This is a genomic window from Bacillus bingmayongensis (genome assembly GCF_000299035.1).
GTDB lineage: Bacteria > Bacillota > Bacilli > Bacillales > Bacillaceae_G > Bacillus_A > Bacillus_A bingmayongensis.
Window position 1 is genome coordinate 587,952 of record NZ_JH921518.1, and the last position, 16,226, is coordinate 604,177.

Genomic DNA, 16,226 nt, shown 5'->3' on the forward strand with positions numbered 1-16,226 from the left:
GCTTATTGTCCTTGAAAATGAAACAAAAACGTTATGTATGATGAAATGAGATATACTAAACACGAAGGGAGATTTTCATATGTCCATTAATTTTCATGATGCTACTAATAAATACACCTACGCTGCGCGAAAAGCAGATTTTTCTTGGTGTGAAATGATCCAAAATATAATTGATGTGAGTGGTAAAAACATAATCGATATTGGCTGCGGTGGTGGTATTTATACGAAAGAACTGGCTCTTATGGGAGCTAGCAACGTCGTTGGCTTCGATTTCTCAAAAAAGATGTTGCAAGCAGCGGCAGAAAATTGCGCTTCCTTCCAAAACATCTCATTCATTCACGGTGATGCCCACCATATGCCGTTTGCTAATGAAGCTTTTGATATTGTGATTTCTCGTGCTGTTATCCATCATTTACAAGACATCCCGAAATTTTTACAAGAGGCCTCACGTATCTTAAAGAAAAATGGAATGCTTATTCTTCAAGATCGCACCATCGAAGATTGTACAACTCCCGGAAGCCCAGAACATATTCGTGGATATTTCTTCTCCGTCCATCCTAAGCTCCTTCAAATAGAGGAAAAGCGAAGACCGAAAGCAACGCACATACTACAATTAATAGCACAACACGGCATGCACCCACTTCCACTTCAAACAATGTGGGAAGTACGAAAAATCCATGATTCCATTGAAACACTACTACAAGATTTATCACCACGAACAGGCCGATCTATTTTATACGAATTAACGGACAATGAACTTTCTCAGCTTCTACATCATATTCATACTGAGCTACACAACATAGCTCCGATTATCGAACAAGATTGCTGGACCATTTGGAGTGCCACAAAATCTTAAGAAAGCCTCACATAATTATGTGAGGCTTCTTCTTTCATAACCTAATTTTGCAACACTCTTGATATCCTCCACTTCTGGCCTGTGCACTTCCACACCTTGGACATACTAAATATCTAGATTGACTTGTCAACAAACTACCTTTTTGTAAGAGTAACACTTCTGCTTGTTTAAACGAACGCGAATAATATAACCATATGAAACCACAAATTACTATAATTCCAAACAATACACCCATCGCAAGCATTTCCGTCACCTCTTTTTGGTTTGTTCTTTCCATCAAGTGGATTGTAGTATTATTCTCTATTGATAAAAAAGATTCCTGCCTTCCTGTTTTTAATTGTCATATTTCTCAAAAAAATTTACATTTCTTCTATACTTTTACGTACTTTTTACAAAAGATTCCCTCCCACTCCTCATACAATAAAGTGAAACTTCCATCAATGTAGGTTTTCTCCATTTCCCAACATATAAATTGCTGCTATGAAAGACCAAAAGGAACCCATACTCATTTTCTCCCTTTGTTTTCACTTCGCATCGGGCAGGAAAAGGATCTGACCGCTTCTATGCATAGTCGGATCCTCTCTCCCATCTAAAAAGAATGATTTCATGTCGTTTTTTAATTTATATGTATATAGTTAAATGATTACTATCCATCCGTGCAAAAGAAATACACGATCAACCAGTGAAATCCACACCTTAAAATAAGTTTAATAGAGGAGTGTCAATATGAACTATTTCTTATTACTCTCTTTTCTTATCAAACTGATTTTTTCCGCTCTATTCTCTCCTTCTCCACCTACCGATGTATCCGTGCAAATTCTCGGCCTCAATGATTTTCACGGCCAATTAAATACCACTTCAACATTGCACGGTAAGGCCGTAGGACGCGCTGATTACGTAGCCGCTTATATTGAATCCTACCGAGATAAAAACCATAACACCCTACTTGTTCATACAGGAGATATGATTGGCGGGAGTCCTCCGATTTCAGCACTGTTTCATGATGAACCAACAATGGAATTTTTAAATAATCTTCAATTTGATGTCGGTACAATAGGAAATCACGAGTTTGATAGAGGCCCTGATGCTCTGCAACAATTGATTAGTGGTCACTCCTCTACAGAAGCAAATTCGTTTTCAGGCAGTTCATTTCCTTATGTATGTGCCAATGTTTTAGATAGTAGCACGAAACAGACTCTCTTCCCTCCCTATACAATTAAATGGATTGATGGTATTCCAATTGCCTTCATTGGTGTCGTTACAAAAGATACCCCCTTTTTAACGATGCATACCGATATGTCCTCTGTTCTCTTTTTGGATGAAGCTTCTTCCATTAATTCCTATGTACATCAACTACAAAAGAAAGGTATTCATGCATTTGTTATTCTTGCCCATCTTGGCGGTAATACAACAGGAGGTAACACTAACGGCGCTTTAGCTGCTTTGGCAAATCAGTTAGATACTGACGTTGATATTATATTTGGTGGGCATAGCCACTCTTATATAAACGGCAATGTAAACGGAAAACTACTTGTTCAAGCGTATTCATATGGAAAAGCCTTTTCAAACGTAACTGTTACATTAAATCATCAAACGAAAGATATTACGAAGAAATATGCAACAATTGTCCCTGTTTATCAAAATGCAATTTCTCCTGATTTACACACAAAAAACTGGATAGATTCTTACGCCTCAAAAATCCAATCTAAAGTAGATGAACAACTGGGAGTAACCGAATATGAGTTAACACGGAATCAAAATGAACACGGCGAATCAAAATTGGGAACCTTTCTTGCGATAGCTCAGCGTCAAACTATGCAAGCGGATATTTCTTTTGTAAATCCTGGAAGCATCCGACATAATTTACAAAAAGGAAAAATTACGTGGGAAGATACTTTCCTCATACAACCATTCGGCAATCCATTAATAAAAATGGAGTTATCCGGAAAAGAAATTCGAAACGTCTTGCAAGAGCAATGGCAAGGAGAAACTCGCATACTACAAGTTTCAGGCATTCGCTATAGTTGGAAAAATAACGTTATCCAAACAATTTCATTAGAGAACGGGAGACCTTTACAAGACGATCAAACATACTCTGTTGTGGTCAACTCTTTTTTAGCAAATGGGGGAGATAAATTTATAACTTTCAAAACAGGAAGAAATCGTATAAAAGGCCCGACAGATCAAGAAGCTTTTGCAGACTTTATTCGTTCCACTTCTCATATAAATACACTTCCCCAAAACTTTATTCAAAAAAACTATTGACTTCATAAAAAAACATGTGAAAATACTGTCAGAATACTTAAACAAAATTCATTAACGAGAACGAGTACGTTATAGGGCTGTTCCCCAGAGAGTTGGCATCTTGCTGAAAGTCAATGTTCAGTGCGTAACCGAAAATCATCTCCGAGAAGTAGAACCGAACGATGTAGTAAGTTCTTACCGGCTGTCCCCCGTTACAAGGAACACGTATCATGTTGTACATTGCAAAGCCGCATACATATAGATGTATTTCTACGTGTATGAACTAGGGTGGTATCGCGGGTAAATATAACTCGTCCCTTTTTAAGGGGCGAGTTTTTTGTGTTCTTACAAATGAATTTTTATAAAAGGAGGAAAAACAATGAACACCGTATCAAAAAAACATGTTTTTTCCACAGGTCTTATGCTATTTTCTTTATTTTTTGGAGCAGGTAATTTAATTTTCCCTCCAATGCTTGGACAAAATGCTGGTGAACACTTTTGGCCAGCGATATTTGGATTTTTACTAACAGGGGTTGGCTTACCACTATTAACTGTTATTGCCATCTCTCTTTCAGGTAATGGAATGCAACAACTTGCAAGTCATGTTCACCCAATGTTCGGAATTTTCTTTACAGTTATTGTCTATATTGCCATTGGCCCATCTATGGGAATTCCGCGTGTTGCTAACGTCGCTTATGAAATGGGTGTTAGTTCTTTCCTACCAGCAACAATTCAAACAAGTAGCTTAGCTTTATTTCTTTATACAGTTATTTTCTTCGCTATCGTATATTGGCTCAGCTTAAATCCTTCTAAACTAGTAGATCGAATCGGAAATGTGTTAACACCTATTTTATTACTTTCTATTTTCATATTATTTGTAAAAAGTGTATTTACACCACTTGGACAATCCGGTCCAGCAATGCAAGAGTATCAGACTTCTCCAATTTTCAAAGGATTTATGGAAGGTTATTTAACAATGGATACAATTTCGGCTCTGGCATTTGGAATTATCGTCGTGAATGCAATCCGCTCAAAAGGTGTAGAAGATCGCAAGGCAGTTGCAATCGCAACGACAAAAGCAGGACTTATTGCAGCCACAGGACTCGTACTCGTATATGGGGCACTTGGCTGGCTAGGCGTAACTAGCGTTTCACTTGGATATGCAAAAAATGGTGGTCAATTACTTACAGTTATCGTTCAACAACTATTCGGTCCATATGGTCTTTCCTTATTAGCACTCATTGTAACACTTGCTTGTTTAACAACATGCGTTGGACTTGTATCAGCATGTAGCCAATATTTCTCAACATTATTTACAAAATTTTCATACAAAAGTTTAGCTGGCACAATTTGTGCACTAGGACTTTTAGTAGCAAACTTAGGCTTAACAAAAATTATTACAATCTCTGTACCAATTTTACTTGTTGTATATCCCATTGCTATCGTACTTGTACTACTATCACTACTTCATAAATATTTCGGTGGTTATCGTTCTGTTTATGTCGGCTCTTTAATTGGAGCTGCAGTCGTAAGTATATTTGATGGATTAAAACAAGGGAATGTGCCGGTGACATTCATTACTTCTTACTTTGAATTTATTCCATTCTATAACGAAGGAATCGGCTGGGTCTTACCTGCATTAGCTGGTGCAATCATCGGCCTTGTAGTCGCAAAGTTAAAAGGTACAAAACCAGTACCACTAATGGAAACCTCTTCTGAACCTAAAGTATCCTAGTAAAAAAACTCCCATTTCAGGGAGTTTTTTTCACACTTGATAAGAAGTATGATTAAAACTACTTACTTTATATGCTTTCGTATAATACTCAAGATTCGTATCAACTGTTTCTACTTTCACAACATCATAGCTATCTTTTTGTTTTATTAGAAATAAATAATATTCTTCTGTCGCTTCAATTATCGCAATACGCTCTGTTTCAATATCATATTGCTCCTTAAGTGATTGCAATGCATTCACATAACTTCCTAAGTTTTTACTTTTCCCCATTTCAAATACTGTTTGAACTAACATACATTCTCCCCCTTTGTATGTACTGTTTCTAATTAAATGATAACGCTTTCAAATAAATACGTCAATAAAGAAAACTTCCACCAATGAAACAAGTCATATCCAGTGGAAGTCTCACCTTATTTCGTTAATTGGTGTCGAAACGCATAAATAACCGCCTGCGTACGATCACTTACATTTAATTTGTTTAAAATATTACTCACATGCGTCTTCACTGTTTTAAGTGCAATAAATAATTCATCTGCAATTTCTTGATTACTTTTTCCCTCTGCAATTAATAATAAAATTTCAAACTCTCGTTCTGTTAAATCTTCATGAAGTGGCTGCTCTTTCTTTTGGCGCATACGAGACATCATTTTTCCAGTGACTTTCGGCTCGAGTACTGTTTCCCCATCGTAAGTCGCTCGTACTGCATCTGCGATATCACTCGCTCTTGATGTTTTTAATAAATAGCTCGTTGCACCTGCTTCAATGACAGGATATAGTTTTTCATCATCTAGAAAACTTGTGACGACTACAATTTTTGCTTCAGGCCATTCTTGAATAATTGCACGGGTTGCCTCAACACCATCCATTTCATCCATCACAAGGTCCATTAAAATAATATCTGGCTTTAATGCTAATGCTAATTCTGAACCTTTTCTTCCATTTTCAGCTTCTCCGACTACTTCGATATCTGGTTGAGTCGATAGATATGCAGATACACCCATTCGAACCATTTCATGATCATCAACAAGCAATACTTTAATCACACTACTCCCCCTCTCTCTCTATCATAATTGGTACTTTCACTTCAATTTGTGTACCTTTACTCGGAAAACTTAATACCTTTAATGTTCCACCAATTTCATGGACACGCTCTTGAATAGATCTTAGACCATATGATCCAGCTTTATTGACACCTACTTCAAACCCAACACCATCATCAATGATTTTTAAAATTGCATATTGATCAATTTGACGAAGACGAACTTCAGTTTTCTTTGCTTTGGCATGTCGCAATGTATTAGACAATGCTTCTTGTACAATACGGAATAAATGATCTTCCACACCTTTTTTTAATTGGATTGGCTCAATCAACCATTCAATTTTCATATGTTGTTTTCTTGAAAGCTCTGTTAACAATTCTTCTATACCTTCTGTTAATTTTTTACCCTCTAATTGCACAGGACGCAAATGAAGAAGCAATGCCCGCATTTCTGATTGTGCATTGACAACCATATTTTCCACAAGCTGCAATTGCTTTTTTGTTGTTTCTGGAATTTGATCTACCTGCTCGTTAATCGCTGACATCATCATGGACATTGCAAAAAGCTGCTGACTCACTGAATCATGCAGTTCCCTTGCTAATCGATGCCTTTCTTGAGAAATAGCTTCTTGCCTCATTTCTTCATTCCAATGAGCTCGTTCATTCGTTACTTTTTGAAATAACCCGGCCTGTTCCTCTAACCTTCGAGCCAGCGCGATGACTTTTCGCTCTACTTCATGAAATTCATCTTCCGCAGTAAACGAAACATCCTTTGGAAAATTTCCGCGCTCTACCTCAAACAAGAAAGTATTTAAGCCTTGGATACGCTGCTGCATATAATAGCCAATTGCATACCCTACAATTCCTCCAATAAGAAGACTTGTACTCATAATTAACAAACCGATTGGAACAGAAGCAATGGATTCTTTCCACAATAAAGCATATACATCTTGCCCGCTTTTCCATACATATACAATCGTACAAATAAGTGCGATACTAACAGAAGATAACATAGAGTAACGAATATACATCCATGAAATATTTCCTTGTTTTTTCATTATACTTTCCTCACTTCCGTATCGCCTACGACAAGCGAAGAAATGATTTTAATACGACGAGGAGCTTCTTTATACTGTTCTGTTTTGAATGTAACATTTCGATTAAATCCTGTCTCTTCATGTCCTGGAAGTAGTACTCTACCAACAATAACAGAATGGTTTAAAGATAATTCAATATCATACGGGACATACAAGCGAATGTTACCAATGACACCTCGAATAACAATAACTGTTTCTCCTTCTGGAATCATTGCCGTCGTCAAATCAATTTCAACATCACCGACTCCGTACTGGACATTAATATCTTCTAACTCATAAATATGATCCATCATTCTTATGTTACCAGCCATTATATTCTTAAGGTATGGTTCTGTACGATAGATTTGTTTTTCTTCATCTATATATCCTTTTTCCTTAATTTCTACTTGTACAGTTTTTGGTTTCTGCTGTCCCTGAATAAGCTGATAACCAATGAAAGCTAAACAAGCAAATACAACGAGTACGAAGGCCGCTGATGAAAACAGGAAGAATAAAAAAACAATCCCCCCGACAAATAAAAACACATTCCCTCTCACATAACGATTCTTTTTTCGATAGTGCCTTCCGAACATAATCATAATAAACGCAAAAATAAGGGCACCCGGTTCAAAATGTCCGAGAACCATATCAAGAAAAAGACCAAATCCAAATATGATGAGGAGCATCCCCACTAATTGTGATTTTGAAAATTGTTTCTTCATTTCAGCTCCCCCCTTCTTGTTACATATAAATAGAAGAAAAAGGTATTGCTTTCCAACACCTTTTCTCCTATCACTATATTATAAGCTCGTTTTATAATATACTACAATTATTTTATTACTTCTTTGTCTAAAGATACTTCATTTTTTTCTTTCATTTCACGTTCAAGTTTTGCAATTTTCATATCAAATGTATCACGCTCATGCTCTTCATTCATGCGAAGCTCTAAATCACGAATGTGATCTTCAATTTCTTCGAATCGTAAGAATGGATTATTCTCATCCATTTTATGAAGAGCTGTATTCATACGACGATTCGCATGGGCCATGTTTTCGCGTGCCATTAATTCCATACGCTTTGCATTCATTTCTTTTAGCTTATTTTTCATTTCAGAAAGGCGGCGTTCTAACTCATCAATTTGCTCCACTACACCTGCATACATTTCTTCTAAGCGAGCTACTTGCCCTTCATAGTATGCTACTTCTTCTAATGCACGTTCATGCAATTGTATTTCCCCTGCTTCTTGCGCAATTACAGCTTGCTTTGATCGCTTATTTACGAAATAACGAGCTTGCTCAAGTTCACGAGCAAAGTTAGATTTTAATGTTTTATGACGCTGAATTAATTTTTCAATTTTTGTTACTTCACGCTCGCTATCACGTAAATATTGATTTAACATAGCGATTGGATTTTTTCTTTCTTTCTCATCTAAAACATTGTGAAAATCTGCTAAAATTGCATCGCGTACACGTCCGAATAAAGATTGTTTCATTATAATCTTCCTCTCTTCTACTTTATGATTTAAATTATTTTATATTAGTTTTTCATTAACTTGTTCCACTCATCTTCAAAGTTGCTATATGGTTTAGAACTTTCTGAAGCGGAATCAACTACTACATCTTTTTCTTTTTTCCACTCACGGTACCCGTAGTATAGAACTACTAATGCTGCGATACCGATTAATGCTGGGGAATGAGATAGAGCGATTGACAAGCCGATTAAACCAGCAATACCCCAAGCTAACTTTCCAAAAAATGATTGTGCTCGCACAAATGATTTATAGCTCCAGTACACAATTCCTGCTCCAATTGCGAATCCTACAATACCAGCAAGACTACCAAGAGCAATTAAAGCCAAAATACCGGCTGCGATAAACGCTAGAAATTGTTTCATCTTGTGCTTGCCTCCCTTCGATTTGATACTCTTATCTTAACTATTTTTTCGTTTTTCCATAACGAGCTTAAGAACCGTTTTCGCCTCAGACTTAAGACCTATTCCAAGTCAGCCTTATATTAGGGTGAATATAAAGAAAAAGGATGCCTTGTATAAGGCATCCTTTTTCTCTATGCTGTTTTATGATATTGTTTTTTTTTCGCTACTTTTGAAAACCTTGGAAAACCAATTAAAATAGAAACTATACCACATATCCCAACTAAGATTGGATAAAACGCATATGGCAGCAATTCAATCGGAGACAATGCAGCAAAACCTGCCGCCGTTAACATTTGAGCACCATATGGAACTAATCCTTGTACACAACATGAGAAAAGATCCAATACACTCGCCGATTTTCGTGGATCAATTTCATATTGATTCGCAATATTTTTTGCCAGTGGTCCAGTAAAAATAATAGAAATTGTATTATTCGCAGTACACATATTCGTCATACTAACTAAACCAGCAATTCCAAATTCAGCACCTTTTTTCGAACGAATATTACGTGTTAATACGTCCATTAAATACTGAATACCACCATTATATTGAATAATTTCAACCATTCCGCCGATTAAAATTGATAAGAGCACTAGCTCCATCATGCCATTAATTCCTGTTGTTACACTTTTAAAGAAGCTTGCCAATGTGTAGCTACCATCAATAAGACCGATAATACCTGATAAAACTGTTCCACCCGTTAATACAATCAGTACATTCCAACCAAGTAGTGCTGTTATTAACACACCCGCATATGGTAAAATTTTCACCCAATCGAATGCATGAGCTTTTATTTCTGTATCATTTCCAAGTGTAAGCATAACCAACAGTACAATTGTAATAACCGCAGCTGGTAATACAATTAAAAAGTTTGTTTTAAACTTATCCTTCATTTCCGTCCCTTGCGAGCGAACCGCTGCAATTGTTGTATCAGAAATAAATGATAAATTATCACCAAACATCGCTCCACCAACAACTGTCGCCATTACTAGTGCAATAGAAATATCTGTTTGCTGGCTAATACCGACTGCAATTGGCGCTAACGCTGCAATTGTTCCCATCGAAGTCCCCATCGCTAATGAAATAAAGGACCCTATAACAAAAATTCCTGCAACGATAAACCCTTGTGGCAAAATAGACAGCGCTAAGTTTACTGTAGAATCAACTCCACCCATTCCTTTTGCTGTTTCAGAAAACGCACCAGCAAGTACAAAAATTAATACCATAATCATAATGTCCGGATTACCAGCCCCTTTGGCAAACCGTTCTACTTTTGATGTAAAGCTTTCTTGTCTATTCATCGCTAATGCAGTACCTACAGCAATTAAGATTGCTACAAGTATCGGCAATTTATAAAAATCACCTGTAATAATTCCAGAACCAATAAATAGCGCTAAGAATATTCCAAGCGGTAATAATGCTAAGCCATTCCCTTTCGTTTGTTTCAAAATATCATCTCTCCCTAGTTCTAAACCTTTTCTATCTCATAACAAAAGACCTCTTCCGAAAAGAAGAGGTCTTATACATTTATAAGAAACACTCTTCTCATCTTTCAAGCACATGCTTGCTGGATTTGGCACAGCACTCTGAAATCGAGTCCGCTGCCGAGGCATCGTAGGGCCAGTCCCTCCGCCTCTCTTTATAAGAAGGTTTCATATTTTATTTTTAATAATAATTTCTTTCCTAACTTTACTCGCTTACAAAACAAAAGTCAATTATTATTTGTATAATTTTTTTTGGTATTTTTTGATATTTATACAAAAACGCGAATGTATCAATCATTTTAACTTTTGAATTTCTGTTTCTAAAATTGCAAACCAGTAAAACTCTCTTCTTTTGATTGTTGTAATAATCCATTCTGCCGTACGCCAAGCTAAATCATATTCTTCCTTAGAAACATCCTCAGTCCTATACGCTTCTCCTAATTCCTCTTCATCTAATAGATAAATCTCACCGTTCGGTAATGTTACTACATCTAAATATAAATCATCAAAATACGGCAGACCATGTTCATTTATTTTATATTCTTTCGCCACATCGATATAATATTGTACCAAATTCTTCTGCTCATCTAACATAGCTGTAATGGCAAAGTTTTTATCATTTATAAAATATTGCACCCACGTATATCCATCGTTTACAATACAAAGTTCTCTATCGTTATACCCTTTATAACTAGGCTCTTTCACTTTCAGTATATGCAATATGCCTAACATGCCTTCTTCTATGCTCTTCACCGTATACGTCTTCTCTATTAATCGCTCCCAAGAAGAACCGTTACCGTACTTACGTTTCATAACTTCTCCTCCCCTATACAGAAAAGCTCTCACATATTATGTGAGAGCTTTTCAAATTATAATTATGCTGCTTGTTTATTGGAAATCTCTTTTAAATAAGCTTGTCCTTTTTCAGCGTCATATTGACCTTCCCACTTAGACATAACAACAGCTGCTAAAGAGTTACCTACAACGTTAACTGCTGTACGTGCCATATCTAGAATTCGGTCAATACCTGCAATAAATGCTAAACCTTCTGCTGGAATACCTACTGTACCAAGCGTTGCTAATAATACAACGAACGATACTCCTGGTACACCCGCAATCCCTTTAGATGTAACCATTAATACAAGCAATAATGTAATTTGCTGTGTAATGGATAAATCAATACCGTACATTTGCGCTAAGAAAATTGCTGCAATTGCTTGATATAGTGTCGATCCATCTAAGTTAAACGAGTAACCTGTTGGAATAACGAAAGATGTAATTGCTTTCGGACAACCGAATTTCTCCATCTTCTCCATAATTTTCGGTAAAACCGTTTCTGAGCTCGCAGTAGAATACGCTAAAATCAGCTCGTCTTTTAAAATTTTGAAGAATTGGAAAATGTTGATTCCGAATATTTTCGCCGTAAGTCCTAGTACAACTACAACAAAGAAGATCATTGCTCCATATACGACAATTAATAATTTCCCTAATGGAATTAATGAAGATAGACCAAATGTAGAAACTGTAACACCAATTAAAGCAAATACACCGAACGGTGCAAATTTCATAACTTGGTTCGTTACGTAAAACATTGCATCAGCTACGCCTTGGAAAAATTGAAGAACTGGTCTTCCTCTTTCACCGATTGCTGCAATCCCTAAACCAAATAGTACAGAGAAGAAAATGATAGCAAGCATATCACCATCAGCTAATGATTTCATAATATTCGTCGGAACAATGTTTACAAATGTATCTGCAAAAGAGTGACTCTGTACTTGTTCTGTCGTTTGAGTATATTTTGAAATATCTGTCTTTGTTAATTCATCCATATTTACGCCTTTTCCTGGTTGGAAAATATTCGCTACCAGTAGACCAACAACAATTGCAATTGTTGTAATAATTTCAAAATAAATAATTGTCTTTCCGCCTAGTCGTCCTAGCTTTTTCACATCACCAACGCCAGCAACACCAACAACGATGCTCGCTACGACAATTGGTACTACGATCATTTTAATTAATCGAATGAAAATATCACCAATTGGTTGTAAGTATCCTGCAACTGCGTCATTACCATAAAAAATCGCCCCAACTGTAATACCAAGCGCAAGACCTATTAAAATTTGCCATGCAAGTCCAATTCTCTTCATAACTTGCTGCAACCCCCTTCTTAAATGCTTTAACTCTATTTTTCTGTCTTTCTATAAAGCCAAGAAATTAAGAGTATTACATATTATTCGACAATTCACTACATTTGTCCCTGTTAAAAATGATAAATCAAAAAATGAAATCTGACAACAAAATAAGTTTGCGTGAACGCAAATATTTTTCTTGACAAGAACAAAACCCATGTCAGAAAACCTAACATGAGAACGATTCCTTAAAGTGTTTATCAATATTCTCTTTACATTATTTCTATCATATCAAACGACATAATATACAGAAATTACCTCATTTCCGACAATTCATAGTACATTTATAAAACTTTCTTTACATTATGATTACAACAATAGACAGTATTCTTCCAATTATGATATATACATCATAGGGAAAGGAGCTAGACCACTATTATGAAAAAGAAATTTGTAGCTTTCAGCGTCTTAGCAGCAGGCACTATTTTTGTTTCTCCGTTGCAATCACCTGCATATGCGGAAACAAGTCAAGATAAATTATCTAATATTCAGTCCGAATTAGAGGGCAACCAACAAGAATTACAGGACAAGTCGGCAGAAAAAGAACAGATAGAAAAAGAAATACAAGACTTACAAAAAAAGATTGATGATTTAACAGCTTCTATTAATAAGAATGAAGCTGATTTAAACGATATAGAAACAGAAATTAGTAAAACACAACAAACAATTGCCGAGAAAAAGAAACGTATCGAGCAATTGCAAACAAATATTGACACTCGTCAGGACGTCATTAAACAACGACTACAATCCATGCAAGAAAAACCAAGAACAAATATCATAACTGAAGTATTGATGAACTCAAACAATTTCGCGGATCTTGTAGATAATATGTATTCCGTTAGCTTGATTTTAAACAACGATACAGAAATTGTAAAAAAACAAACAACCGATCAAGAAACTGTAACAACAGAAAAAGAAGCTGTTGAAAAGAAAGAACAACAACTGAACGAATCAAAGCAAAAGTTGGAGCAAAAACAACAAGAGCTTCAAAAAAATCAACAAGAACAACAAGCACTTATTAGCGATTTACACGCCAAAGTATCAAAAGTAGATTCTGAAATTGAAGGTCTAGAAGAATCTAAAAGCATTTTAGAAAATCAACGCCAAGCTGTTCAAAAAGCAATTGAGGAAGAAAAACGAGCAGAAGAAGCTCGTAAAGCTGAAGAAGCACGAAAGGCAGAGGAAGCTCGTAAAGCTGAGGAAGCACAAAAACAGGCTTCACAAGCCGCTTCTGCTAAGGAAGATGTACAAGCTGCTCCAACACCACACGATACAAATAAAAGTGGCTTTATAAAACCAGCAGCCGGAAGATTCAGTTCAGGATTTAACGACCCTTCACGAGGTCACCACGCTGGTTTAGATATCGCAGCTTCTGGTACAGTACCAATTGCAGCAGCTGCTGATGGTGTTGTAATTCGATCTGACATGTCATCTAGTTATGGAAATGTTGTCTATTTATCACATCGTATGAACGGCAAAACATATACAACAGTATACGCTCATATGAGCAGCCGCTCTGTATCTGTCGGACAAACTGTAAAACAAGGACAACAATTAGGTTTCATGGGAAATACTGGACAATCTACTGGTCAACATTTACATTTTGAAATTCATATTGGTGAATGGAATGTAGGTAAAACAAACGCAGTAGATCCAGCACCTTATATTTAACGACAAAAAACTCGGCACATGCCGAGTTTTTTATATAAATAATACATAACCTAAATTTAGTTATACTGTCCCGCCCATCATTATTTAACAACATATAGCATTTTATATATTCTAAAACGCACCATTTACCTAACAATTAGAATGAATAAAAACGACAAAACTAAACTCAAATTAAAAAGCAGGGAAAGATCCCCGCTCATTTTGTAAACATTTTAAACACGCCAATTGCATTTAAAAATACAATCACTACCGTTACCGGAATAATATAACGTAGTAAGAAAAACCATACGTTAAATAATGTTTTCCCTTTCGTTTCTGTAACTTCTAATTCCTTCATTAATAAATCTTTACTCATTTTATTCGGTACAAACAATGAAATCGCTAGTACTCCTAACGGCAGCAATACATTACTTACCGCAAAATCCACTAAGTCAAAAAATGTTTTTCCAAAGATTTTGACGTCACTCATAACTCCAAAAGATAAGGCTGACGGAATTCCAACCGCAAAAATGAGTAATCCAATAATAAATGATGCCGAAGGGCGTTTTTTCTCATTATCTTTCGCTACAGATGCCACAACAATTTCAAGCATCGAAATTGCGGAAGTTAACGTTGCAAAGAAGAATAAAATTAAAAACATAATAAAGAAAAATTGTCCGAATGGTATTTTCGCAAATACAGCCGGAAGAACAATGAATAATAAACCAGGCCCTTCTGTTGGTTTAACCCCTAATGCGAAGATTGCCGGGAAAATGGCTAGTCCCGCAAGCACTGTAATAAAAACTGTTAAACTCACAATTGATGTTGCTGATTTTGCTAAATGCTCTTCTTTCTTTAAGTACGAGCTGTATGTCACCATTACCGAAGCACCTACTGTTAGTGAAAAGAAAGATTGTCCCATTGCATATAAAATCGTATCGGCTGTTAGCTTTGAAAAATCCGGTTTTAAGAAAAACTCTACACCAGCCCAAGCACCGTCAAGCGTAAGAGCACGAATAATAATAGCAATAAACAAAATAAATAATAACGGCATCATATACTTACTTGCCTTTTCGATTCCTTTTTCTACACCTTTACTTACAACAAAAATCGTACAAAGCATAAAGATTAACTGAGCACCTACTGCGCTAGCAGGATTCGAAATTGTTTGTTCAAACAATTTTCCGTATTCAACTGCCCCACTCCAAAAGTTTCCTGTCACGCTATAATATAAATATAATAAAATCCATCCACCGACAACACTATAAAAGGATAATACACTAAAACAAGTGACAACTCCCATACGACCAATCCATGGATATAATTTACTATTTGGTACTAACAATTTATATGCCGTAACCGCTTCTTTTTGTGTACTACGACCAATAACAAACTCCGCTAAAAGAAGAGGCATACCAATAAATAACGTTAATAATAGGAAGACTAGGAAAAATGCCCCTCCCCCTCCATTACCTGCAACGTATGGAAACTTCCATATCGCTCCAAGTCCTACTGCGGCTCCGGCTGCTGCGAGTACAAAACCAATTTTCGACGTCCATTGCTGTGTTTCTTTCATCGTAACTTCTCCTTTTCTGAATATTTTTATTTTTCTCAATTATACACTTTCATTTCATACTCGCCCACCTCCTTTAGAAAATAAAAAAGTCCCCTACACGCTACTATGCATGTAGAGGACGATATATGTAATAGAATACCGTGGTACCACCTCGATTGGATTAAAAAATCCCACTTGTTCAGGTACAGGAAAAATTCCGATACCCTATCCTTGTAACGGCGGAACCCGGGTTGCCTACTAATCTGTTCAGCATACCTCTCGCAAGCCCATTCTGTATATTTTATCGTACCGGGCTCACACCTTACCCCAGCTCTCTGAACGCATCAAATATACGTACTCTTCTTGCTCATCGATTTCATCTATTGAAGTTACTTGTGATTATAGAGTAGATTATTATATTTGTAAAGAAGAATTTAATTTATCCAGCTATATAAAGTGAAACTTC

The 16,226-nt window shown here is 36.2% G+C and carries 15 protein-coding genes, 1 riboswitch and 2 other annotated features; of the genes, 4 read left to right on the top strand and 11 right to left on the bottom strand.

Annotated features, from left to right (window positions below):
- The first annotated feature begins 79 nt into the window (after positions 1 to 79).
- The gene (locus Y7E_RS0117575; RefSeq protein ID WP_017152579.1) at positions 80 to 856 is read left to right on the top strand and encodes a class I SAM-dependent methyltransferase; all 777 of its coding nucleotides are present in this window, start codon (positions 80 to 82) and stop codon (positions 854 to 856) included.
- Positions 857 to 890: 34 nt separating this feature from the next.
- Here Y7E_RS0117575 and Y7E_RS0117580 read toward each other — a convergent pair whose 3' ends face one another.
- Complete coding sequence (locus Y7E_RS0117580) at positions 891 to 1,100, bottom strand: hypothetical protein (RefSeq protein WP_017152580.1); 210 nt, start codon at positions 1,098 to 1,100, stop codon at positions 891 to 893.
- 482 nt (positions 1,101 to 1,582) lie between these two features.
- On the opposite strand from Y7E_RS0117580, the gene Y7E_RS0117585 reads away from it, so the two are divergent.
- Positions 1,583 to 3,121 carry a bifunctional metallophosphatase/5'-nucleotidase gene (locus Y7E_RS0117585; protein WP_017152581.1) on the top strand — a complete coding sequence of 513 codons (1,539 nt, stop codon included), beginning with the start codon at positions 1,583 to 1,585 and terminating at the stop codon, positions 3,119 to 3,121.
- 42 nt (positions 3,122 to 3,163) lie between these two features.
- Positions 3,164 to 3,422 (top strand) — a binding site (T-box leader).
- Between the two features lie 57 nt (positions 3,423 to 3,479).
- Positions 3,480 to 4,835: a branched-chain amino acid transport system II carrier protein BrnQ3 gene (gene brnQ3, locus Y7E_RS0117590; protein ID WP_017152582.1), complete on the top strand. Its 1,356-nt coding sequence runs from the start codon at positions 3,480 to 3,482 to the stop codon at positions 4,833 to 4,835.
- A 30-nt stretch (positions 4,836 to 4,865) separates the two neighbouring features.
- Here brnQ3 and Y7E_RS0117595 read toward each other — a convergent pair whose 3' ends face one another.
- The 9 genes from Y7E_RS0117595 to gltP all read right to left on the bottom strand — a co-directional run bounded on the left by Y7E_RS0117595 (position 4,866) and on the right by gltP (position 12,513).
- Complete coding sequence (locus Y7E_RS0117595; protein WP_017152583.1) at positions 4,866 to 5,129, bottom strand: DUF3992 domain-containing protein; 264 nt, start codon at positions 5,127 to 5,129, stop codon at positions 4,866 to 4,868.
- Between the two features lie 116 nt (positions 5,130 to 5,245).
- On the bottom strand, positions 5,246 to 5,878 hold the full coding sequence (locus Y7E_RS0117600; protein ID WP_003196238.1) for a response regulator: 633 nt from the start codon (positions 5,876 to 5,878) through the stop codon (positions 5,246 to 5,248).
- Position 5,879: 1 nt separating this feature from the next.
- On the bottom strand, positions 5,880 to 6,932 hold the full coding sequence (locus Y7E_RS0117605) for a sensor histidine kinase (protein ID WP_017152584.1): 1,053 nt from the start codon (positions 6,930 to 6,932) through the stop codon (positions 5,880 to 5,882).
- On the bottom strand, positions 6,932 to 7,672 hold the full coding sequence (gene liaF / locus Y7E_RS0117610; protein ID WP_017152585.1) for a cell wall-active antibiotics response protein LiaF: 741 nt from the start codon (positions 7,670 to 7,672) through the stop codon (positions 6,932 to 6,934). The genes Y7E_RS0117605 and liaF overlap by 1 nt, the downstream gene beginning before the upstream one ends.
- A gap of 107 nt (positions 7,673 to 7,779) precedes the next feature.
- The gene (locus tag Y7E_RS0117615; RefSeq protein WP_017152586.1) at positions 7,780 to 8,442 is read right to left on the bottom strand and encodes a PspA/IM30 family protein; all 663 of its coding nucleotides are present in this window, start codon (positions 8,440 to 8,442) and stop codon (positions 7,780 to 7,782) included.
- Positions 8,443 to 8,486: 44 nt separating this feature from the next.
- Positions 8,487 to 8,843, bottom strand: coding sequence for a lmo0954 family membrane protein (locus Y7E_RS0117620; RefSeq protein ID WP_017152587.1), 357 nt, complete (start codon positions 8,841 to 8,843; stop codon positions 8,487 to 8,489).
- Positions 8,844 to 9,013: 170 nt separating this feature from the next.
- A complete protein-coding gene (locus Y7E_RS0117625) occupies positions 9,014 to 10,330 on the bottom strand; it encodes a Na+/H+ antiporter NhaC family protein (RefSeq protein ID WP_017152588.1) in 1,317 nt (438 codons plus the stop codon).
- A gap of 94 nt (positions 10,331 to 10,424) precedes the next feature.
- Positions 10,425 to 10,530: riboswitch (SAM riboswitch) on the bottom strand.
- A gap of 130 nt (positions 10,531 to 10,660) precedes the next feature.
- Positions 10,661 to 11,179, bottom strand: a complete 519-nt coding sequence (locus Y7E_RS0117630) for a ribonuclease FAU-1 family protein (protein ID WP_017152589.1) — start codon at positions 11,177 to 11,179, stop codon at positions 10,661 to 10,663.
- Positions 11,180 to 11,241: 62 nt separating this feature from the next.
- Entirely contained in the window at positions 11,242 to 12,513 is a 1,272-nt protein-coding gene (gene gltP, locus Y7E_RS0117635; protein ID WP_017152590.1) for a glutamate/aspartate:proton symporter GltP, read from the bottom strand.
- A 420-nt stretch (positions 12,514 to 12,933) separates the two neighbouring features.
- On the opposite strand from gltP, the gene Y7E_RS0117640 reads away from it, so the two are divergent.
- Entirely contained in the window at positions 12,934 to 14,226 is a 1,293-nt protein-coding gene (locus Y7E_RS0117640; RefSeq protein ID WP_017152591.1) for a murein hydrolase activator EnvC family protein, read from the top strand.
- Positions 14,227 to 14,422: 196 nt separating this feature from the next.
- Here Y7E_RS0117640 and Y7E_RS0117645 read toward each other — a convergent pair whose 3' ends face one another.
- Entirely contained in the window at positions 14,423 to 15,781 is a 1,359-nt protein-coding gene (locus tag Y7E_RS0117645) for a sodium-dependent transporter (RefSeq protein ID WP_017152592.1), read from the bottom strand.
- Between the two features lie 111 nt (positions 15,782 to 15,892).
- Positions 15,893 to 16,140: a binding site (T-box leader), on the bottom strand.
- Between the last annotated feature and the right edge of the window lie 86 nt (positions 16,141 to 16,226).